The organism is Mucilaginibacter sp. GW821-FHT07H05, assembly GCF_059418485.1.
Map to the genome: position 1 here is coordinate 514,958 of NZ_JBWKPY010000002.1, position 21,203 is coordinate 536,160.

Sequence of the window (21,203 nt, forward strand, 5' to 3'; positions counted from 1 at the left end):
TTGACCACCAAATTAACCTTACCCTGACACGCTTACAACAATTTTACTGGTTTTTTATGTACCTTTGCTAAAGCATTTAGCTAATTGATTGGTTAAATAAAGTCAGGACGGTTAAAAAGGCGTATTAAGGTGATTTCCTTCTTTTTAACAACCCTGACACCTTTAACAAAAACTAAAGAATGAGTACACAACCCATTGACCTTGGCGAGCAAAGCGAAGTTGAAGTTTTCGGCGCACGGGTACATAATTTAAAAAATATCGATGTTTCCTTTCCGCGCAATAAGCTGGTGGTCATTACCGGGTTAAGCGGGAGCGGGAAATCATCGCTGGCGTTTGATACCATTTACGCCGAGGGGCAGCGCCGCTATATGGAAACGTTTTCGGCCTACTCGCGCCAGTTTATGGGCGGTATGGAGCGGCCTGATGTGGACAAGGTATCGGGCCTGAGCCCGGTGATTGCCATTGAGCAGAAAACCACCAGCAAAAACCCACGGTCGACCGTAGGTACCATTACCGAGATCTATGATTTTATGCGTTTGCTTTTTGCCCGCGCGGGTGATGCCTACAGCTATGTGACCGGAGAAAAGATGGAACGCATGAGCGAGGACCAGATCATGCGCGCCCTGCTGGAGAAGTTTGAAGGCCAGCCGGTAAACATACTGGCCCCGGTGGTGAAAGGCCGTAAAGGGCATTACCGCGAGTTGTTTGAGCAGATCCGTAAGCAGGGTTACCTGAAGGTTTGGCTGGATGGCGCTATTGAGGATATTGCCCCCAAAATGCAGGTGGATAGGTACAAGATCCATGATATTGATATTGTGGTAGATCGGCTGGTGGTAAGCGCGGATGATACCAAACGCCTGTACACATCGGTACAAGCCGCCCTTAAAATTGCCAAAGGCATTATTCGCATTGCCGATAAGGACAATAACGTATCCTACTACAGCAAATATTTGATGGACCCGGTTTCGGGGATCTCGTACGATGAGCCGCAGCCTAATACCTTCTCGTTCAACTCGCCTTATGGCGCCTGCGAAAAGTGCGACGGGCTGGGTTATATTTTTGAGGTTGACCAGGATTCGGTGATCCCGAACCCTAAGCTGAGCATTATGAACGGCGGCCTGGCCCCCATTGGTGAGTACCGCGAAACCTGGATCTTCCAGGTATTGAAGGCGCTGGGCAAAAAGTACGAGTTCGCGTTGAGCACTCCTATAGAAAAACTGCCTAAGGAAACACTGGAGATTATCCTGAACGGTAGTCACGAGATGATCACCGTAGCTGTAGAGTACAATAAGTGGAATGTGCAGAATTACCAGATCACCTTCGACGGCATTATCCGTATGCTGGAAGAGCAGCAGGAACGCCGCGGCGAAGAAGGTATGGACGACATGGAAAACTACCGTGTGCTGAAAACATGCCCTACCTGCGAAGGCGCGAGACTGAAAAAGGAATCACTGAATTTCAAGATCGATAATAAAAACATTTTCGAGCTGGCTTGTATGGATATTAATGACCTGCAGGAATGGTTCACCGATCTGGAAAGCAGGTTGAGTGAGCGCCAGAACACCATTGCCCGCGAAATCTTAAAAGAGATCCGTGCACGTATCGTCTTTTTGTTAGATGTGGGCTTAAGCTATTTAACCTTAGACCGTACCACGCGTACCCTATCAGGTGGCGAAGCGCAGCGCATCCGTTTGGCTACGCAGATAGGTTCGCAGTTAATGAATGTCATGTACATTTTGGATGAGCCCAGCATTGGCCTGCACCAACGCGATAACGACCGCCTGATCAAAGCCCTGAAAAATCTGCGCGACCTGGGCAACACCGTTTTGGTGGTTGAGCACGATAAGGACATGATACTGGAAGCCGACCATGTAATAGATATGGGCCCGGCGGCCGGGGTACACGGCGGCGAGATAGTTGCACAAGGCACCCCTGCCGAACTGATGCTGAAACATACGCTCACTACCAGTTACCTGAATGGCGAGCGCGAAATTGCTATCCCGAAACAACGCCGGGAGGGTAATGGTAAAACATTATCGCTTAAAAAAGCTACCGGACATAATCTGAAGAAAGTTAGTGTCGATTTCCCCCTGGGGAAACTGATCGGCGTTACCGGCGTATCGGGCAGCGGTAAATCCAGCCTGATCACCGAAACTTTATACCCGATACTGAACCACCACTTTTTCCGCGCCAAAAAAACGCCGCTGCCTTATGAGAAAGTGGAAGGTCTGGAAAACGTTGATAAGGTAATTGAAATAGATCAAACACCCATAGGCCGCACACCACGATCGAACCCGGCTACTTATACCGGGGTGTTCTCGGATATCCGTAACCTGTTTGTGGCCCTGCCCGAGTCGAAGATTCGCGGATATAAACCTGGTCGCTTTAGCTTTAACGTAAAAGGCGGTCGTTGCGAAACCTGCCAGGGCGCCGGCATGAAGGTGATAGAGATGAACTTTTTGCCCGATGTACAGGTACCCTGCGAAGAATGCGGAGGCCGGCGCTACAACCGCGAAACGCTGGAAGTACGTTACCGCGGTAAATCCATCAGCGATGTGCTGGACTTGAGCATTGAGGACGCTACAGCCTTTTTTGAGCATATCCCATCCATCTACCGCAAGGTAAAAACCCTGCTGGATGTTGGTTTGGGTTATATCCGTTTAGGCCAGGCATCAACTACGCTATCGGGTGGCGAAGCGCAGCGTGTAAAACTATCTACCGAACTGTCTAAAAAAGATACCGGTAATACTTTCTATATCCTTGACGAACCGACTACCGGTTTGCATTTTGAAGATATCAATGTGCTGTTAGGTGTACTGCACCAATTGGTTGATAAAGGCAATACCGTGCTGGTTATAGAGCATAACCTGGACGTGATCAAAGTAGTTGACCACGTGATTGATCTTGGCCCCGAAGGTGGATCTGGGGGTGGTAAGATCTTATTTTCAGGAACGCCTGAAGGGTTATGTAAGGTGAAGGAAAGTTTCACGGGGATATTTTTGAAGAAAGAAATGGGGTTATAAGGAATTGCGTTTAAGTTATGCCGAAATCTTTACCAGCAATAAAGCATATAGTCACCGATGCAGAAATAAGCTCCTGTGAGGGTTTGGGTTTTGTAATTTATGCCCCTGCCGTAAAAACATCGCTGATCGATTTTCTAAGGAACAATTTTGCAGGCTTGCAATTGTTGCGTTTTGTTACAGAAATAGACGAATTGCTAAAACCCATGTCAGGAAAACGCTTAATAAAAGTCATCAGTTATAATGAGAATGAACCTTTTAAATTGCAAATTCAATACTACTCTGAAGATCACGACGACGATACTTATGGCCTTGCATTATCCAGAACACTAATCAAAGACGCAAGTGCTAAAATAGTAGTGCATGATTTTTTTAGGATACCGGAGAGTTTTAGGGGGCTTGGTCACGGCAAATCCATGTTGAAGTACGGGTTACAACAATATTTAAACATCGGCGTTGATGTTATAAAAGTGCATGCTTCACTTGCCGATGGAGGGTTTGTTTGGGCAAAGGCGCATTTTGTTGCTGTAAATAAAAGAGAGGTAAGTTTAATTTTGGTTTCGGCAAAACTAAATCTAAAGCCAAACGAATTTAAAAAGGTACGGGAGGTGTACGATAATTATTATACCGCACATCCAGATGGAAGGGCCTTCCCCATAAACAAATGGAGTAATATGCCGGAGATGGTGGAGATTTTAAGAAAAAGCGACTGGTATGGCGAAATTGACTTGAATGATGAAGAACTTTTAACTAAATTTACTAATTATGTTACTGGACAGAAATAAATATTCAGAATCGGGTTACATTGGTGAAGAACTGATTGGAGATGCTGCGCATGAATTGGAGCAACGTTGCATGGCTGTACAGCAGAGCGTAAAAGACAATGACTTTTCTTATGAAAGCGCATTAGAAGCTTACCAAGTAACAGATGCCCAGTATAAATCATTCATCGGAGAAGCTTTAAACAGAAATATCTTTATCAGTTTTACAGGCACAACCGAGCCGGTAAATAAAAGCGATTATTTTGCAATCTATGAAATGATGCTCCTGAATTTTTATGATCACCCTTCAACAAGCGTTAGAAACAAGGTGAAAAAATTAATAGAACAAGCTAAAGAAATTGCTTCATAGCACGTTTGTCTTAAACACCCCCTCTTTGTCGCAATTACCCTCATCATATTTAATTACAAGACTTTATTTTTGAACTATATCATCAAACTAAAAGCCTGTCAAATATGAGAAATGTTATTTGCGCCTTTAATATCAGCATAGATGGCTGCTACGACCACACCAAACTAAGCGGCGGTGAAGAAATACTGGAATATTTTACCACCCTGATGCGTGATGTAGATCAGGGTGTCACCGGGCGTAAAATGTACGAGATCATGAACCCTTATTGGAAAGAGGTTATCCATACGCAATCCGGCACACCCGCCGCGAATGAATTTGCCCGACGAATTACCGACATCCCCAGCATTGTTATTTCCCGCACAATGGAACAGGTGGAAGGCGGTCCGCGCATTATTCGCGGCAACCTGGAGGAGGAGATACGCAAACTGAAGGAAATACCCGGCAAAAAGATCTCTATCGGCGGCATGAGCGTACGCTCGCAATTAATGGCACTCGGTTTAATAGATGAGTTACATGTGGTGATCCACCCGGCTATTGTGTGTTCGGGCCCCAGGTTATTTGATGATATCAGCCTTAATGAAAATATTAAAATGGAACTGGTAGATACAAAGATCATCCAGTCGGGCTGTGTGGCGCTGCATTACCTGAAACGGTGATTGGTTAATTAAGTTGATTCCCGCCTATTATTAATTCCCGGAAACGGTTATCTTAACCTCATTAGCTATTATCTGATGAGGTTTTTCGTTGTGCTATTCCTGTTATTCGCATTACAAGCGTCTGCCCAGTCAGATGCCGTCCTTACCATTAAATGCGATGCCGACAGCACCCAATCCTACAGTATTTGCCTGCCGCCAAATTATAACAAAACACAAAAGTACCCGGTAATATTCTTATTTGATCCTGCCGCGCGGGGAAAGATGGCCGCGACGTTGTACCAAAAAGCCGCTTCCGAATATGGCTTTATCCTCATCGCCTCCAACAACAGCCGCAATGGCCCGATGAGCGTATCGCTGAACGCGGCTAACGCCCTGTTTGCCGATGCTTTTAAAAAGTACAGCATTGATGAGGGGCAGGTTTATCTCGGCGGCTTTTCTGGCGGGGCGCGGATAGCTACTACTATTGCATTACAAACAAGCGGCATAGCCGGGGTTATTGCCTGTAGCGCGGGTTTTGCCGAACCGATACCCAAAACTAAATTAGACTGGACATTTGCCGGTATTGCCGGCACGCGCGATTTTAATTATGCGGAATTGCAGCAAGTGGTACCGGCTTTACAGTCCGCCGGTACATTAACCAATTTGCTGATATTTAAAGGCCCTCATGCCTGGTCACCGGCGCAGGTTTTTATGAACGCGTTATTATGGTCGTACTTACAACATCAAAAGCCGGGGACGGATAACACTGCGGTGCAAAAAGAACTAAAGGCATCATCGGCACCATATCAGGTAAAAGTACCGGCTGATGCCATTGCAAAGGAATTGGCTTACCAGCAAAAAATAGCCGAAACGTTTCAACTGATCATGATGGATAGTCCCCATATCAAATCAAAAAGCTGGTGGAGGGGCGAGTTATCAGCACTAAACAAAATGCTGCTTACCCGCCTTGCGGCCGACTCTGATTATGTGGCCCGGCAAAAGGCTTTTATCAACGCCAATGCGTCCGAAGGTTTTGGCAACTATTACGGCGCCAAAAGATATGATACCGCTGCCGGATTACTCACCATCTCCGAAGTTTTTGAGCCGGATAACCCTGTTGTATTTTACCACCACGCTTTACTGGCCGCGGGTACAAAAGACGAGGATAATGCTATTTACTACCTGGAGCAAGCCGTTAAACATGGTTTCAGTAATAAAACGCAGATGCGTAATGAGCTGTCTTTTGGTTTTTTGAAAAACAGTAAACGCTATTTGGCGCTTGTAAATTAAACCTGTCAAACAAAAAGCATAAATGCTAACTTTATGCTGTATGCTGCCACTACTTACCGCCGAAGATATCCGTAAGGCCGATGCTTATACCATTAAGCACGAACCTATCTCCTCCATTAATTTAATGGAGCGGGCGGGCAAAGCTTTTGTGGGCTGGTTCATTAATCACTTTCCCGATAAAAAACAGGGCATTACCGTTTACTGCGGCACAGGTAACAATGGCGGCGATGGCCTGGCTATTGCCCGTATGCTGGATCAGCACAAGTATCAAAAAATAAAGGTTGTGATTGCCCGGTTCAGCAAAAAATCATCGGCTGATTTTGATATAAATTTGGAGCGGCTGACCGCGGCAGGCATTAAGCCGACCGAAATATTACCCGGTGGTGATTTGCCTGCTGCCGGCGACCCAATCATCATTGATGCCCTGCTGGGTACCGGCTTAAATAAGCCCCTTGCCGGGGATTATGCCAAACTGGTTAAACATTTAAACCAATCGGCTAAAACCACAGTAGCTGTTGACGTGCCGACCGGTTTGTTTACCGAAGGTGAAATACCCCATGGCGCCCCGGTGCTAAAAGCCAATCTGGTGATCACTTTTCAGCAACCGAAGCTCAACTTCCTGCTGCCCGAATCCGGGCCGTATATTAATTGCTGGGAGGCGGTAAATATTGGTTTGGATGATCGGTTTATCCAATCGCTTAACTCTCCCTATCAGTTTATCGAAGAAAAAGATATCCGGCAAATGCTGAAACCGCGGTCGCGTTTTAGTCACAAGGGTACGTTCGGCCATGCGCTTATTATAGCCGGACAGGCCGAAACCATGGGGGCAGCTTTACTTTGCGCTTCCGGATGCGCCCATGCAGGATCGGGGTTAACCACGGTTTGCGTACCCGAAAGCGGACTAAGCGCTTTAAACACTTATCTGCCCGAAATAATGGCCATAGTACGCAACGGTAAAAAACAGCCGGATGTATTATGGGATAAATTTGGCGCGATAGGTATTGGCCCGGGTTTAGGAAAGGATAAGGCCGCCCTGGAGCTATTGACCGCGCTATTTAAAAACTATAAAAAACCGGTAGTAATTGATGCCGATGCATTAAACCTGTTATCAGCCAATCCAAAGCTTTGGAAAAAAGTCCCCGTTCAAAGTATCCTCACCCCGCACGTGAAGGAATTTGACCGCCTGTTTGGCGAACATACCAGCTGGTGGGCACGTATCCAAACCGCCATTACTAAAGCTGCCGAACATCAGATTTACATCCTGTTGAAAAACAACTATACCATTATAGTTAGTCCCGGTGGTAAGGTATACTTTAACTCAACCGGCAACCCGGCCATGGCCACCGGCGGTATGGGCGATGTGCTAACCGGCATCCTTACCTCGTTACTGGCACAAAATTATACGCCGGAGCAGGCTTGTATTATAGGAGCATACATACACGGCAAGGCAGGCGATGACCTGGCCTTACCTAACCGCATGGCGGTGGTGCTGCCGGGTAAACTGGCGCAGCAATTGCCGGTAACCATTGCCAGGTTAAAAGCTGTATAATTGTACATCAGGCAATAACTATTATTTTACTATGCTGAAAAAAGGAGAACATATTGATGGCACACCGGCAGAATTGCAGGTGCTGTTAGACCAGGAACCGGAAGCAAACCAGTTTTTTGAGAGCCTGTCCAAATCCTACAAACAAGGCTATTGCGATTGGGTAGGATCGGCCAAACAGGAAGAAACCCGAAAAGTAAGGGCCGATAAGGCGCTGATCATGTTACGGAATAAGCAGAAAACGCTGAAGACGTAAATGACAGCTGCTGTCTTTTGCGTATACTAAGACATCACTGATTCAAACCGGTAACCTTCACTATTATCAAAACAACCCGGCGGCTTACGGTGTTATCCTCATATAAACAAAACACAAGGAAACATCATGGAAACTACTCAAAATAAAGCGCCGGTAAACGGCAGCGACGGCCACTACGAATTTACCATGAATTATGCGGGAAGGGAATTGGACTGCCAGGTAGATAAAGACGATGACATTTTAGATGTACAGATGGAAAACTTTACAGCCAAACTGCAAATTGAACCGGATGGTACCGTACACCAGATAGGCGGCAACTCATTACCCGAATCGAACATTGAGTTTATTAAGAAAGAAGTGCTTGGGCACGAAGTATAGACGATAATCACCCCATTCTTTTCTCTGCAGGAATATTTCGGATAGGATTTAATACCCTTAGCTTCTTTCGATCGATTTCCCGCGGAGGAGAGGGTTCGGGCGTTTTGTCGCGTTTACCAAAACCTATCCCAGCACATCCTCTAAAACCTCGTGCGATCGGATATTGCCAAAGCCTTCCACATGCTGGGCATAGTATTCCAGCAGCTTATTCAGCAGGTAACGGCGTTCATCATTTTTAAGGCTGATGTTTTCCATTTGCTCAAAACCGTATTGCAGCAACTGGTAAAAGTTTTCGGTATGCGGTGGCGAAAGGTATTGCCAGCTTTCGGGCTTGTATTTGGTAAAAACGCCGTCTTTCATATCAAAGTAATCGGCCCCTTCGGGTTTATTCCTGTCGGGATAAAAACCTAAATACCGGCTCAACCGGGTCATAAACACCAAATGGAAATTAGCCGGGTTAGCCGTTTGCTGATCCAGCAATTCAACCGAGTGGAAGATAAAGTTAAACAGGTTTTCGTCGCCGGTTTGTTGTTTAACAGATTTGTAAAGCACCTCGTTCAGGAACATCACCAGGCTGCTTTTGATCACATCGTAAGGGATAGTTTGCAACAGCGGCGCGTTCTTCAGTTCGGCAATGCGCTGTACCGAGCCGTTGTTTTTGTGGTAAACTACCATATCCAGCAAATGCAGCGGTTGCAGCATATTGCGGTGAATTTTAGCCTTTGGCTTTCTGGCCCCGTTAACGATGTACGATTGCAGCCCGAATTTTTCGGTATAAACCTGCACAATTACGCTGCTTTCGCCGTAATCGGTTACTTTAAAAACAATGCCACGGGTTTTATGCAGCATGGATGAGGGCCAGTATTTTAGGTAAAAAAATGATGAGGCCGGTTATCAATGCAAAGATAGCCGTAATTAAAACCGCCCCGGCGGCAATATCTTTTACATGCCCGGCTTTTTGGTTATAATCGGGCGATACCAGGTCGGTCAACACCTCTATTGCGGTATTAAACAGTTCGGCAGCCAGCACCAGTGCCATGCAAAAGATGATCCAGATCCACTCAATAGCCGATACCTTCAACGCATAACCCAGCAATGCCGCTGTCAAAGATGCTACCAAATGGATCCTGAAGTTGATCTGTGTAGCTGTAGCATAACCTATCCCCTTAAAAGCGAAGCCAAAGCCGCGGATGAGTTTTTTCATTTGGCTAAAGATACACAGGTTTCTATTACCTTTCCAATTTGCGGGTATAGCGGTAAGCGATGATAAGCGGGATACTCCCGATGACCCCGAACGAACAATCGATCAGCCGCCAAAACAGCGGAATATGCCTGATACTGCCCGCGATAAATGCCAGCGGAATGATCAGTACGCAGGCCATCATACCAAATTCAATCACCCATATATTTTTACCCGGGTCTTTCAGCGGGCCATAAAACAGCAAGGCCAGCACCAAATGCGCGAAGGCCAGCCAATCGGTACCGTAACTTAAATAAGGATATTGCTGATTGACAATATGCAGGATATTGTAAATAGAACCGATCCATTGCTGCATCCTATCCGGCAGCCAGGTTAAATGATCTTTAATCAAACCAAGCTCCGTTTCCAGCGGGAAAGCGGTAATGCCGCTCAACGCCAGGCCGGCGATGATGATCCAGATACATATCCGGATGCGTTTGTGTAGTTGGGTTGGGGTTAGTGGTTGCATGGTTGTGGTTATTATAAGTCATGCCGAACTTGTTTCAGCATGACGTTTTGTTTTTAGTTCCCTCCCCTGGGAGGGGTGCGGTGGATAGTGTAGTGGCAGGGAGGGGTTTATTCCGCTTGATGAAACCCCTCCCTATGGGAGGGAGTCGCACTTTCCCCGCTTTCCTGTAGCCTTTCCGCAGCCTGCTTAATCACCTTATTCCGTTCTATTAAAAGGCGCCGCAAATAATCGCGCATGAGCAGGCCATCCGTTAGTTTGCCGATGAAACCCAGGGGCGATTCAAACTCGAAGTAATCGCACATCAGTGTACCGCCGCTTACTTGCTGAAATGTATGCTGGTGCTTTAGCTTCTTAAAAGGGCCTTTCACCTGTTCATCGGTAAAAGATGTGGCGTACATTAGTTCGGTTATGCGGCTGGTCATTTCCATAGTGATACCGAAATGTTTGGCGCGCCAGGTTACGGTTTCGTTAAAACCGATCAGTCCGCTGGTTGTGCCGCCCACGGCTTGCTCCTTCGTGTGCTGCATAGATTGTGTATGCAGATCGATGCTGCGGGCCAGGTCAAAACAGGTTTCGGCCGGGGCTTTAATTTTGGTGCTGAGTTTAATAAATGCCACGATATCTACTTATTAAAGACTACCCTTTATCGCTTCCTCAATCTGGTTATGGCCGAATTTAAAGCCCAGATCCAGCAGGCGGCGGGGTAATACCCAGCGGCTCTTGAGTATCAATTCTGTTTCGGTACCGATAACTACCGCGCCAATTTCCAGCAGCCATTTTGGGGCAGGCAAACCAAATGGCATGCCTATGGCTTTACGGATAGCCTGCATCATGTATGCATTTTTAACCGGGTTGGGCGCGGTGCAGTTAATCGCGCCACTTGCTTCGGGGTGTTGCAATAGCCATTCGGTTATGCGGGCTACATCCTGCTCGTACACCCAGTTTACATATTGGTTGCCATCCCCTTGTTTGCCGCCCAGCCCAAACCGGGCCAGGTTAAGCAAGCGCGGGAACACAGCGCTTTCCCTCCCAAATACGATCCCAATACGCAAAGCAATTTTGCGGGTTGCAGGTGTTGTTGTCTCAAAGAAGGTTCGCTCCCAGGCTTTGCAAACTTCAACAGAAAAGCCCTCGCCAATCTCGCCGGTTACATCATCCTGCGGGCGGTCTTCGGCATGGCGGTAAATGGTGGCAGATGAGCTGTTGATCCAAACCTTCGGCGGGTTCTCCATCCCGGCAACCACCTTGTTTAACAGCGCTGTGGGGATCAACCGTGAATCAAAGATCTCCTGCTTGTTTTTTTCGGTATAGCGGCAATTCACATTTTTGCCGCAAAGGTTTATGAGCAGATCGGCGCCGGTTAATTGCTTCACCCATTCGCCTTCGGTTTTGCCATCCCATACCACGGTTTTAATATTTCCCTCATCGGGCGCGGGCTTGCGGCTCAAAATAATTACTTCGGCAGCCCGTGTTTTATAATAATTGGCCAATACCGTGCCCAGGTAGCCATTACCCCCGGCCAGTACAATTTTTTGGTATTTCATGTTAATTGAAATAAAAGATGAGTATTAAGATGCCTAACCTGTACGCGGCCCAGGTGATGGTGAGCAACCAGCCCAAAGCTAATAATTTAGTACGGCGGATATGCTCTAAAAACATCAGCCCGGCTACGCCTAAAAAGTACAGGATAAAAATGATGGCGGGTATAGCTACAAATTTGGCTATCAATAAAATGGGCAATAGCAACAGCGCCCCGGCAAAAGAGATGGTCATCATATTACCCAGGTAATCCCATTTTTTAGCAGGGCGGTACAACGCAACGATAATCCCCTGGAACAGTACCTGCCCGCTGCAGATCATATACTCGCGATAAGGGCTGCCAATGGGTACAAAAGCGGTTAAATGCCCGGCATAATGTGTCAGGATAAATCCAACACTCAGGCTGGTGAACAGCAAATAAAGCAGGCGGTAAAACAAATTAAAGGTAGGCTGCAAGTCATTTTCATCCGCCTTAGCGGGAATAATTACCCTGCGATTATAAGAGATAAAAGCATAAACCTTGCTCATCAGCCAGATAAACGGGCTGAAGTTAAACAGCGGCCCAAACACCGGGAAAGCATTCCCAATCACTTTAAACAAACTGCGGATGCCGTAGTTCACCTCGCCGGTTTGGGTGTTCACCAGTGCTATTTCGTTTACGGCGCGTTGCCGGTCTACCAGCGGGCAGGCCGCTTCGGGCATTTGCTGGTAGGGGGTGCGACCAGCTTTATCCAGCATACCGGTGGCTACAAAGGCCCGGGTGTATAAATTGCACATGGGGCATTCCGCATCGTAAAGTATGGTGTATCCTGCTAAGGTTTTCATGGGTTCATGCTTTTATCTCATCTCTGTAATCCGATTACTCATTGCTGGCGGCGGCGTTTTGCTGAGCGCGGTTACGCAGTTTAAAAAAGATGGTGAGGTTTAAAAAGTGCATAGCGCCTAATGCTAAAATAATATAGCCCAGTTTACGACTCAATACCTCAATTACGGTTTGCAAATCGTTAATTATGCCAACTTCGCGCAGGTTCATGCTCATGTAGCCTATATTAATGAGGTAAAAGCCTACCACCAGTAGCTTGTTCACAGAGTCGGCCAGGGGCGCGTTCCCGTGAAAAATATCAACCAAAAAAATTCGGCCGTTTTTAAATAAAACTTTGGCAACCCAAACGGTTAATGCAATGCTGATCACCAGGTAAAATGCGTAGGTTAAAATAAAGTAGTTCATGATGTTGTGTGTTTAAGTAAAATGTTAATTATTATTGTATTTTCAGTAAAATATGAAAGTTTATGGCAAATTTTTTTATTTAAATATTTTGAAGATAGAACCCCAAAACCAGTTCTCTTCTGCTTTCAGCATAGTTTCTAAAGTACGGTTCACGTTTTTGGCCAGTTTATTAATATCAGTAACCGATGTTTTAAAGGTTTTATAGCCGGGGTCTTTTTCGTCGCCTTTTACCGTTTCCAGTTCGTTCAATAGTTTGATGATGGGGTCCAGCTCGCGTTTTTTACGCTCCTGCGCTACCTGGCGGGCAATGGCCCAGGTATCTTTCTCGGCAAAAAAGTATTCTTTGCGCTCGCCGGCGCGGTGTTGCTTTTCGATCAGCCCCCAGCTGATCAGATCGCGCAGGGTCATGTTAGCGTTACCGCGGGATATGCTGAGCTGCTCCATAATCTCCTCGGTGGTCAGCGCGCCCGGACTGATCAGCAGCAAAGCATGTACCTGGGCCATGGTGCGGTTAATGCCCCACTCGCTGCCTAACTTGCCCCAGGCTTCAATAAACTTTAACTTTGCTTCTGGTAATTCCATGGGTCAAATGTAAAACATCTTTTTAAACTTTCAAAATTTATTGAAAGTTTATTTTTAATATTTTTTTTATATTTGATATATGAACCCTCACAAGCAACCTCTTATAAAAAATAAAATAACTGGTCCGGCGGTTCTTTATGGTAGCTTTATAATTATAGCGATCGTTTACATTAATTTTGGAGAGCCAATCGCTATTTTGTTAAATGGCATTTTTGGTTTAAGACTGACTACGGAAAACACATGGGTGCCTATTTATATATCCGTTTTTACCCTGTTTGCTCTTAGCATATTAACCACTATATTCAACTGGCAATGGTTTAAAAAATATTGGCACGTTAATACCATCATATTTATTATATCAGGCTTTTTAGCTGTGATGATATTATTCAATAGGAATTGATATTTCAGATACCCATTTCCTGATCATCCCACAATCCTATAAATCAAGGTCCCTATTGCCAACACACAAATAAATAAGCACATTTGTTGGTGTTTTGACCAAAGACATCAACCGCCCAATATATGACCAAAACGCCATTTAACCGACCCATACGTGTATTAGTAGCCAAAGTAGGGCTCGACGGGCACGACCGTGGCGCACGCATTATAGCCACCTCACTGCGCGATGCCGGCATGGAGGTAATTTACACCGGCCTGCGCCAAACCCCCGAAATGGTGGTGAATACCGCCCTGCAGGAAGATGTGGACGCTATTGGCATCTCTATCCTATCCGGCGCGCACATGACAGTTTTCCCTAAGATCCTGAGCCTGATCAAAGAAAAAGGAATGGACGATGTGCTGGTGACCGGCGGCGGCATTATCCCCGCCAAAGATATGTCCGAACTCAAACTGATGGGCGTTGGCGAACTGTTCCCCCCGGGGACAAGCACTGTTGATATTGTAAAGTATATTACCGATTGGGTGCACCAGCACCGTAACTTCTAAACATCATGAGCTACCAAAATATCCTGATAGAAAATAAAGAGCGCATCCAATATATCACCATCAATCGCGAAAGCAAACTAAACGCGTTGAATAAAGATACGCTGGACGAACTGCATATGGCATTGACTGAAGCCTTTGCCAACCCGCAGGTAGGCGGTTTGATTATTACAGGCGCCGGTACCAAAGCTTTTGTAGCCGGTGCGGATATCTCCGGCTTCCCGGCGCTGGACGCTGAAGGCGGTACGCAACTGGCCCGTGAAGGCCAAAGCAAAGTGTTTGATCTGATTGCTAATGGCCCTAAACCTGTGATAGCCGCCGTAAATGGCTTTGCCCTTGGCGGCGGACTGGAACTGGCTATGGCCTGCCAGATCCGCGTCGCATCCGATAATGCAAAAATGGGCCTGCCCGAACTGACTTTAGGGCTGATCCCCGGCTATGGCGGCACGCAACGCCTGCCCCAGCTGGTAGGCAAAGGCAAGGCCATGGAAATGATCCTGACATCGGACATGCTGACTGCCGATCAGGCCCTGCAACATGGTTTGGTAAACCACGTAACCACACCGGAGGGCTTACTGCCCAAAGCCGAAGAAATATTAGGTAAAATACTGCAGCGGTCGCCACTGGCCGTAGCGGCCGCTATTAGTGCTGTCAATGCATCTGGCCTTCCTGATGGATTCGAGAAAGAAATTACTGCCTTTGGCGATTGCTTTGGCACCGCCGATATGAAAGAGGGCGTGGATGCTTTCTTAAATAAAAGAAAGCCGGTATTTACAGGGAAGTAAGCTATTTATTTGCGAGTAAGAACATCGCAATTAGAAAAATCCCGATCAGCACCATTATTACCCATCCTTGAGAAAAACGCCTTCTTGATTCGGCTGTTTCGATAGAAAATTTATATTCCCAATTAATGTGGTATTTATCGCAAATCCTTTTTGCAATATATTCTACCAGCTTATAAAGCTTGGTTTTCCGTAAGTCCTCTATTGGTTCTGTGTATCTAAAAATGCTTATTAAAATAATATCTTCGTTATTTTTTACATATATCTGGGCACTGGTATTCGGCCCCCTTCCAAGTGGTCTCTGATCAATTGTTATTAAAATAAGACTATTATTATTTATAGCTATTGAAGTTATTTTATTATGGCTAACAACGTCTATTTTATCAGAAAGCAATCGAAACTCCTGTTCAAGATCACTGAACTGACGAGTGTATTTTACCCGGATGTTATCCTGAACATCATAAAGGAATAAATTGTCGGCAAAAAGCATGATCTATTAATACTAAAGATACCGAAGCGGGTATTTACAGGTAAATAAACAAGGCCAGCCCTATATTTTCTTCATAACCACTACGCCGTTATGCCCGCCAAAACCAAAGGTATTGCTCATGGCTGCTTTAACATCGTGCCGTATGGCATCGCCGGTAACAATTTGCAGGCCGGCCGGGATGTTAGGATCAACAGTAGTGGTATTGATGGTTGGCGGGATAATGCCATCGGTGATAGATTTTACGGCGATAATGGCCTCGATAGCGCCGGCCGCGCCTAACAAATGCCCCGTGATAGATTTACTGGCGCTTACAAACAACTTTTTGCTGTCGCCATAAACCGCGTGGATCCCCCGTGCTTCACTTTGATCGCCCACCGGGGTAGAGGTAGCGTGCGCGTTCAGGAAGCCGATATCTTCTTTATTTAATCCCGCGTCGTCCAATGCCGATTTCATGGCCTGTATGGCACCCAATCCATCGGGATGGGTTGCGGTGATATGATAAGCGTCGGATGTCATGGCGGCGCCTGCAACCTCGGCGTAAATATGCGCGCCGCGGGCACGGGCATGTTCGTATTCTTCCAAAACCAATACCCCGGCGCCTTCGCCCATTACAAAACCGTCGCGGTCCACATCAAAAGGGCGCGATGCCTTGGTAGGGTCATCATTGCGGGTAGAGAGCGCCTTCAGCGCGTTATAACCGCCGATAGACGCCTCGGTAACCGGCGCGTCTGAACCACCGGTAATGATGATCTTAGCTTTGCCCCAGCGGATATAGTTCATGGCCTCCATCATGGCCGTGTTTGAGCTGGCGCAGGCCGTTACGGTGGTAAAGTTAACGCCCATAAAACCATATTTTATCGAGATCAGTCCCGATGCCATATTGATGAGTGTTTTGGGGATAAAGAAGGGGTTAAAATGCGGCTGATGATCGCTGGCATGGTATTCTACCAGTTGATGTTCAAAGGTTTCCATACCACCCTGCGCCGAACCGAATATCACCCCCACATCAAACGGCGACATAGTGCTTAAATCAAAGCCCGAATCTTCGATAGCCTGTTTAGCGGCTATCAGCGCGTATTGCGAGTAGAGATCGCCGCGTTTAATATCATTACGGTCGAGGTGTAGCGTCGGGTCATAGTCCGAGATCTGCGAAGCGAAACGCGTTTTAAATTTTTCGGCATCAAAGCGGGTGATAGCACGGGCGGCACTGCGGCCGTTAACTACATTATCCCAAAAATCAGCGATATTATTTCCGTTAGGGGCTATCACACCCATGCCTGTAATTACAACACGTTTCATGGCGCAAATGTAAGTAGAAAGTCGGGAAGTCCGCAAGACCGAAAGTCCGTAAGATATTGTTTAAGTGCTTTGCAAACTTTCGGTCTTTCCGACTTTCGGTCTTTCGGACTAAAAATCCTATTTTTATCCATGGCTAAACTCAAAAAACTACCCTCGCCTATTACCATCCTGGTTATTGTTATCCTGATGGCAGCCGCGGCTACCTGGCTGCTGCCCGCCGGCGAGTATAATAAACTGAGTTATACCGAAGCCGGCGGCTTTAGCATGAGTACCCCCGGCGGTGCCAAAACCCTGCCATTTACCCAGCACACGCTGGATAGCCTGCACATCAAAATCCCGCTGGCTAAATTCAAGAACGGCGATATCCGCAAGCCGGTAGCTGTACCGGGGAGTTATCACCGGCTAAACAGCAATAAACAAGGCGCGGTTAATATTATTGAAGCGCCCATTAAGGGGATATATGATACGATAGATATTGTGCTGTTCATCCTGTTTATTGGCGGTTTTATGCACGTATTTCAGCAAACGGGGGCTATGGAACAGGGTATCCGCAACCTGAGTTACCGCATGAAGGGCCGCGAGGCCTGGCTGATCATCATTGTAACCTTCCTGTTCTCGTTCGGGGGGGCGTCATTTGGCATGGCCGAAGAATGTATGGTGTTTTACCCGGTAATGGTCCCCCTGTTTTTAGCTGCCGGGTACGATCTGCTGGTGCCTTTGGCCGTTATATTCGGCGGCGCTGCGCTGGGTAATATCGCATCTTTCTCTAACCCCTTTGCCACCATTATCGCCTCGAACGCGGCGGGTATTAACTGGGCGGATGGCCTGTACGAGCGGATAGCTGTTTTTGCCACTATTACAAGCGCATACATTTGGTACATCGTCCGCTATGCGCAAAAAGTGCAGCGCGACCCGACGGCGTCTTTGGTTTACCGTTTGGAAGGCGCTGTGGCATCGCCCTATGCCAATGTACATTCGGGCGAGCCGGTAGCGTTGAGCCGCAGGAATGGCGGCTTGCTCATCCTGTTCCTGGTCACCTTTTTGGTGATGATCTACGGCGTGGTATTTAAAGCATGGTGGCTGCCCGAAATGTCGGCCCTGTTCCTGGTGTCGGGCATTTTAGTAGCGGTGATCACCCACCTGGGCGAGGGGGCATTTATCGCGCAGTTTATTGATGGCGCAAGGGCCCTGCTATCCGTGGCATTTATTGTTGGCGTAGCCCGCGGCGTAGCGTTGATATTGAACGATGGCCGCATCAGCGATAGTATTTTGTATTACTCGGCCGGACTGGTGGGCCATATGCCGCCCATGCTTTTTGTGGTGATATTGTTTTTGCTATATATGGTGTTCACGCTGTTTATCAGTTCGTCATCGGGGATGGCGGTGCTGACCATGCCTATCTTCGGTTCGCTGGCGGTGGTGGTTGGTGTACCCGGTCGCGAAATTGTGAACGCTTACCTGTTTGGTATGGGCATTATGAGTTTTATTACCCCAACTGGCCTCATCCTGCCCTCGCTGGCGCTGACAAACGTGAGCTTTAAAACCTGGCTCAAATTTATCTGGCCGCTGTTGCTGATGATCAGTGTGATCTGTTGCTTGTTTTTGGTTGGGGGCGTGTTGGCCCCCTAACCCCCTAAAGGGGGAAGCATCTTGCAGTCCGATGCAGTCGCTCGGCTCCAGCCGAGTGACGACTATTTCCCGGCCTCCGGCCGAAATGAGATTCCATATAAAAGCTACGACGGCCAGAGGCCGGTTGATAATGGTCACTCGGCTGGAGCCGAGCGACTGCATTTTAACTTAATCCCCTAAAGGGGTTTTATTACCTTTGCCCCATCCATGTTAGAGATCCTTTTTCGCGACGAATACCTGATTGCCATTAACAAACCGCACGGACTGCTGGTACACCGGTCGCCCATTGCGGCGGATGTGGAGGAATTTGCCGTGCAGCGCCTGCGCGATCAGATTGGCAAATGGGTTACGCCCGTGCACCGGCTCGACCGTAAGACGGGCGGCGTATTACTTTTTGCCCAGGATAAGGAAACCGAGGTAGCCATGCATAAGCAATTTATGGAAGGGCTGGTCAACAAAAAATACCTGGCCATTGTACGCGGGCACACCATTGATGCCGAAGCCATTGATTATCCCCTGCGTAAGGAGAACGGCGTTCTACAGGAAGCCCATACCGATTACACCACCCTGCAACGGGCCGACCTGCCCATCCCTTTGGGCAACCATCCCAGTTCGCGCTACTCATTGGTAGAAGCGATACCGACTACCGGCCGCATGCACCAGTTGCGTAAACACTTCGCGCATATTTTTCATCCCATTATAGGCGACCGCACCCATGGCTGCAACAAGCAAAATCGTTTTTGGAAAGAGCGCTGGGAAATGACCACCATGCTGCTGCATGCCAGTTATCAAGCGTTCACGCACCCGGTAACAGGGGAGTTGGTGGTGATTGAAGCGCCTTTGCAGGAAGAATTTTTACGCGCGATGGAGGTGTTGGGGTTTGACCCCATAAAAGGGGAATAGCTATCGTCGGGATTTATCTTTTCATTCCGGCAATTAAATACTTATATCCTGTTTTCTTTTCCTAAATTTAATCTTGTAAAACGGCACTCAATTAGCGCGTATACAATTTATTGCCTATAAATTTAACCTATGAAACCTAAGATATTATTACGCATAGCATCGGTATTGATGTTATTACACACCATCGGGCACACGATGGGCGCACTCACCTGGACGGAAGCGCCTAACGCGGCCATTGGTAAGGTGATCAGCGCTATGCAAAGCAATCATTTCGATTTTATGGGGCGGTCGGTAACACTGGCTTCCTTTTTTAATGGCTACGGTATTACCATGATATTTGTACTCCTGTTCATTACCGTGCTGCTGTGGCTCCTCTCTAATGAAACCGCAAACAAACTAACAGCCCGTTTGCTGGTGCCTTTAACGCTGGTTCTTTTAGCAATGGGTGTAACCGAATATATCTATTTCTTTCCGCTCGCAGCGGCGCTTACTTTACTGGCGGGGTTGTGCGCCTTGTTTGCACGGATGCGGATGAAGGAGTAAAATCTTGCCTACCCATGACGCATTTGTTTTTGGTTCCCCTCTTGAGAGGGGGCGCGTTGGAATGTGTAGTGGCAGGGGTGTGTCCTAAGCGAATTGCATATCACCGAAAGGACACACCCCTCCACCCCTCTCAAGAGGGGAATTGCACAAACCCCGCTTCCCACGTCATGTATACCTTTAAAGTCCCGCCGGAATTTAATACCTCACAATGACGTGGTGGACTTCCGGTCTTCCCGTCTTTCAGACTTCCGGTCTTTTCTCAATAACTCATCTCATCCAACTTCACCTTGCCTTTAAAGGTCATAAAAACAAAGGTGGTATAGCCAATTACCATGGGTACACCAATGCCTGCCATTAGCAGCATAATGCCTAAAGTTTTTTCGGATGAAGATGAATTGTAAACCGTTAAATGGTCGGCCGGCGAGATCTTGCTCAGCAGCATATTGGGGTACAGTTCAATCGCTACCAGCACCATTAGCAAACTAATGGTTACCGACGATGAGATGAACGCGTACAAATATTTACGCTTGGTAATTTGGCGCGTAATATTGGCAATGGCCAGTACCATCATTACCGGGATGATAAACAACTCGGGGAAACGGCGGATCACCGCGGCCATATGCGGTAAATACAACAGGGTATAAAAGGAAGTCAACAGGATCATGATGACGAAGAAGATGGTGGTGTTTTTCACCATGATAGTGAGTTTGGCGTACAACCTGTCTTCGGTTTTCATCACCAGGTAAATAGCGCCGTGCATCATTAGCAGGGCCAGGGTGGTAATACCCATCATAATGGCATAAGGGTTTAAAAACTCCAGGAAACTGCCACGGAAAACATGATCGGGGCCTATGTTGATGCCCTGCACCACGTTACCTAATATCAGCCCCAATAAAAAAGCGATGAGCGAGCTGCTGCAGGTATAGCTGATATCCCACATCCTGCGCCACCATAACATGGGCTCCTTGCTGCGGAACTCGATAGATATCGCCCGGAAAATTATGCCTAATAAAAACAAGATAAATGGCACATAAAAGGCCGACAGCAGCGAGGCGTATACCAGCGGGAAACCCGCGAACAGCGAACCGCCGCCAATAACTATCCATACCTCGTTACCATCCCAAACCGGGCCAATGGCATTAAGGGCAATGCGGCGGCTTTGTTCTTTGTTAAAAAACAGGTGCAATGCCCCGGCGCCCAAATCAAATCCATCTAAAATAATGTACCCGGTAAACACCGCCCCTATCAGCAGGAACCACCAGGTTTGATAATCGATACCTAATAATGTTGCCATATAGCCC

The 21,203-nt window shown here is 47.2% G+C and carries 25 protein-coding genes; 14 read left to right on the forward strand and 11 right to left on the reverse strand.

The genetic code is table 11. The annotated features are described in order from the left end of the window. The first annotated feature begins 179 nt into the window (after positions 1–179). The 8 genes from uvrA to AC07M6_RS06355 all read left to right on the forward strand — a co-directional run bounded on the left by uvrA (position 180) and on the right by AC07M6_RS06355 (position 8,256). Positions 180–3,023, forward strand: a complete 2,844-nt coding sequence (gene uvrA / locus AC07M6_RS06320) for an excinuclease ABC subunit UvrA (protein ID WP_494888114.1) — start codon at positions 180–182, stop codon at positions 3,021–3,023. Positions 3,024–3,040: 17 nt separating this feature from the next. After that, complete coding sequence (locus tag AC07M6_RS06325) at positions 3,041–3,805, forward strand: hypothetical protein (protein ID WP_494888115.1); 765 nt, start codon at positions 3,041–3,043, stop codon at positions 3,803–3,805. Beyond that, the gene (locus tag AC07M6_RS06330) at positions 3,786–4,151 is read left to right on the forward strand and encodes a hypothetical protein (RefSeq protein WP_494888116.1); all 366 of its coding nucleotides are present in this window, start codon (positions 3,786–3,788) and stop codon (positions 4,149–4,151) included. Before AC07M6_RS06325 ends, AC07M6_RS06330 begins: the two co-directional genes overlap by 20 nt. A 104-nt stretch (positions 4,152–4,255) precedes the next feature. Further along, complete coding sequence (locus tag AC07M6_RS06335; protein WP_494888117.1) at positions 4,256–4,807, forward strand: dihydrofolate reductase family protein; 552 nt, start codon at positions 4,256–4,258, stop codon at positions 4,805–4,807. A 75-nt stretch (positions 4,808–4,882) separates the two neighbouring features. Further along, positions 4,883–6,076 carry a hypothetical protein gene (locus AC07M6_RS06340; RefSeq protein WP_494888118.1) on the forward strand — a complete coding sequence of 398 codons (1,194 nt, stop codon included), beginning with the start codon at positions 4,883–4,885 and terminating at the stop codon, positions 6,074–6,076. Between the two features lie 40 nt (positions 6,077–6,116). Then, positions 6,117–7,625, forward strand: a complete 1,509-nt coding sequence (locus tag AC07M6_RS06345) for an NAD(P)H-hydrate dehydratase (protein WP_494888120.1) — start codon at positions 6,117–6,119, stop codon at positions 7,623–7,625. 31 nt (positions 7,626–7,656) lie between these two features. After that, a complete protein-coding gene (locus AC07M6_RS06350) occupies positions 7,657–7,878 on the forward strand; it encodes a YdeI/OmpD-associated family protein (RefSeq protein ID WP_494888121.1) in 222 nt (73 codons plus the stop codon). 126 nt (positions 7,879–8,004) lie between these two features. Next, positions 8,005–8,256 (forward strand): hypothetical protein, encoded by a 252-nt coding sequence (locus AC07M6_RS06355; RefSeq protein ID WP_494888122.1) that lies wholly within the window; start codon positions 8,005–8,007, stop codon positions 8,254–8,256. A gap of 123 nt (positions 8,257–8,379) precedes the next feature. Here AC07M6_RS06355 and recO read toward each other — a convergent pair whose 3' ends face one another. The 8 genes from recO to AC07M6_RS06395 all read right to left on the reverse strand — a co-directional run bounded on the left by recO (position 8,380) and on the right by AC07M6_RS06395 (position 13,314). Next, positions 8,380–9,105 (reverse strand): DNA repair protein RecO, encoded by a 726-nt coding sequence (gene recO / locus AC07M6_RS06360; RefSeq protein ID WP_494888123.1) that lies wholly within the window; start codon positions 9,103–9,105, stop codon positions 8,380–8,382. After that, positions 9,095–9,460, reverse strand: a complete 366-nt coding sequence (locus tag AC07M6_RS06365) for a diacylglycerol kinase family protein (protein WP_494888124.1) — start codon at positions 9,458–9,460, stop codon at positions 9,095–9,097. Before AC07M6_RS06365 ends, recO begins: the two co-directional genes overlap by 11 nt. Positions 9,461–9,485: 25 nt before the next feature. After that, entirely contained in the window at positions 9,486–9,965 is a 480-nt protein-coding gene (locus AC07M6_RS06370; protein WP_494888126.1) for a hypothetical protein, read from the reverse strand. A 107-nt stretch (positions 9,966–10,072) separates the two neighbouring features. Next, positions 10,073–10,582 (reverse strand): SRPBCC family protein, encoded by a 510-nt coding sequence (locus AC07M6_RS06375; protein ID WP_494888128.1) that lies wholly within the window; start codon positions 10,580–10,582, stop codon positions 10,073–10,075. 12 nt (positions 10,583–10,594) lie between these two features. Continuing rightward, complete coding sequence (locus AC07M6_RS06380) at positions 10,595–11,509, reverse strand: TIGR01777 family oxidoreductase (RefSeq protein ID WP_494888129.1); 915 nt, start codon at positions 11,507–11,509, stop codon at positions 10,595–10,597. Between the two features lies 1 nt (position 11,510). Next, the gene (locus AC07M6_RS06385) at positions 11,511–12,329 is read right to left on the reverse strand and encodes a thiol-disulfide oxidoreductase DCC family protein (RefSeq protein ID WP_494888130.1); all 819 of its coding nucleotides are present in this window, start codon (positions 12,327–12,329) and stop codon (positions 11,511–11,513) included. A gap of 34 nt (positions 12,330–12,363) precedes the next feature. Further along, positions 12,364–12,732 (reverse strand): hypothetical protein, encoded by a 369-nt coding sequence (locus AC07M6_RS06390; RefSeq protein ID WP_494888131.1) that lies wholly within the window; start codon positions 12,730–12,732, stop codon positions 12,364–12,366. A gap of 75 nt (positions 12,733–12,807) precedes the next feature. Continuing rightward, entirely contained in the window at positions 12,808–13,314 is a 507-nt protein-coding gene (locus AC07M6_RS06395) for a GbsR/MarR family transcriptional regulator (RefSeq protein ID WP_494888132.1), read from the reverse strand. A gap of 79 nt (positions 13,315–13,393) precedes the next feature. Between AC07M6_RS06395 and AC07M6_RS06400 the strand changes: the two genes are divergently transcribed. The 3 genes from AC07M6_RS06400 (at position 13,394) to AC07M6_RS06410 (ending at position 15,041) form a co-directional block, all read left to right on the forward strand. Further along, positions 13,394–13,714 carry a hypothetical protein gene (locus AC07M6_RS06400; protein ID WP_494888133.1) on the forward strand — a complete coding sequence of 107 codons (321 nt, stop codon included), beginning with the start codon at positions 13,394–13,396 and terminating at the stop codon, positions 13,712–13,714. Positions 13,715–13,836: 122 nt separating this feature from the next. After that, entirely contained in the window at positions 13,837–14,259 is a 423-nt protein-coding gene (locus AC07M6_RS06405) for a cobalamin B12-binding domain-containing protein (RefSeq protein ID WP_494888134.1), read from the forward strand. A 5-nt stretch (positions 14,260–14,264) separates the two neighbouring features. Continuing rightward, positions 14,265–15,041 carry an enoyl-CoA hydratase/isomerase family protein gene (locus AC07M6_RS06410; RefSeq protein ID WP_494888135.1) on the forward strand — a complete coding sequence of 259 codons (777 nt, stop codon included), beginning with the start codon at positions 14,265–14,267 and terminating at the stop codon, positions 15,039–15,041. 1 nt (position 15,042) lies between these two features. On the opposite strand, the gene AC07M6_RS06415 is transcribed toward AC07M6_RS06410, so the two are convergent. Together AC07M6_RS06415 and fabF are read right to left on the reverse strand one after the other, a co-directional pair. Beyond that, a complete protein-coding gene (locus AC07M6_RS06415; RefSeq protein WP_494888136.1) occupies positions 15,043–15,528 on the reverse strand; it encodes a hypothetical protein in 486 nt (161 codons plus the stop codon). Between the two features lie 60 nt (positions 15,529–15,588). Continuing rightward, positions 15,589–16,827 carry a beta-ketoacyl-ACP synthase II gene (gene fabF / locus AC07M6_RS06420; protein WP_494888137.1) on the reverse strand — a complete coding sequence of 413 codons (1,239 nt, stop codon included), beginning with the start codon at positions 16,825–16,827 and terminating at the stop codon, positions 15,589–15,591. A gap of 129 nt (positions 16,828–16,956) precedes the next feature. Here fabF and AC07M6_RS06425 point away from each other — a divergent pair, with 129 nt between their 5' ends. From AC07M6_RS06425 to AC07M6_RS06435, 3 genes are all read left to right on the forward strand, one after another. Next, entirely contained in the window at positions 16,957–18,456 is a 1,500-nt protein-coding gene (locus AC07M6_RS06425) for a YfcC family protein (protein ID WP_494888139.1), read from the forward strand. A 207-nt stretch (positions 18,457–18,663) separates the two neighbouring features. Continuing rightward, complete coding sequence (locus AC07M6_RS06430; protein ID WP_494888140.1) at positions 18,664–19,359, forward strand: pseudouridine synthase; 696 nt, start codon at positions 18,664–18,666, stop codon at positions 19,357–19,359. A 129-nt stretch (positions 19,360–19,488) separates the two neighbouring features. Then, positions 19,489–19,902, forward strand: a complete 414-nt coding sequence (locus AC07M6_RS06435) for an LIC_13387 family protein (RefSeq protein ID WP_494888142.1) — start codon at positions 19,489–19,491, stop codon at positions 19,900–19,902. Between the two features lie 259 nt (positions 19,903–20,161). On the opposite strand, the gene cydB is transcribed toward AC07M6_RS06435, so the two are convergent. Beyond that, on the reverse strand, positions 20,162–21,196 hold the full coding sequence (cydB, locus tag AC07M6_RS06440; protein ID WP_494888143.1) for a cytochrome d ubiquinol oxidase subunit II: 1,035 nt from the start codon (positions 21,194–21,196) through the stop codon (positions 20,162–20,164). Positions 21,197–21,203: the final 7 nt, after the last annotated feature.